This window comes from Micromonospora sicca (assembly GCF_003172935.1).
GTDB classification, from domain to species: domain Bacteria; phylum Actinomycetota; class Actinomycetes; order Mycobacteriales; family Micromonosporaceae; genus Micromonospora; species Micromonospora sicca.
Map to the genome: position 1 here is coordinate 1 of NZ_QGKS01000020.1, position 558 is coordinate 558.

The 558-nt window shown below is 78.5% G+C and carries 1 pseudogene; it reads left to right on the forward strand.

The features are described 5' to 3' along the window. Nucleotides 1–118: 118 nt before the first annotated feature. A pseudogene (locus tag DKT69_RS00120) lies at nt 119–558 on the forward strand (hypothetical protein); the annotation flags it as partial.

Below are 558 nucleotides of genomic sequence, written 5' to 3' on the forward strand. Positions count from 1 at the left end.
GCCGCCGACCTCGGCGGCCCCTGTCCCGCGGCCGGTACCGCCGGTCACCGTGCGGGTGGCGCCGGCCGGCACGCCGATGCCGGCGTACCGGATCGACGTGCGCAACGCCGGGAACAGCATGGTCGAGACGACCGTACGGCAGGAACTGCCGGCCGGAACGTCCGCGACCACCGTCACCGCGGGTGGCCGGGCCAACCGCTCTTCCGGGGCGTCCGCCAGCGAGGTGACCTGGCGGCTGCGGCTGCCGGCGCGGAGCACCACCACCCTGAACACCGCGCTCTCCATGACCGCGCCGGGCCGCCCGGTGACGGCGCCGGCCTGCGCGTACGGCACCGACGGCACCCGGCCGTACGACTGCGCCACCGCCACCTGGAACGCGGCCCCGGTACCGGTGGCGAAGGTGACCGCGGCGCCCGCCTGGCGGCGCCCGCCGGTGCTGCTCGCGGCGCTGGCCGCGGTCCTGGTCGTCACCGTCGGCGGGCTCTGGTGGTGGTGGCAACGCCGCCGCCAACGCTCGGGCGCGACGCCGGCCGGTCCGGCGCCACCCACGGCCAGGGC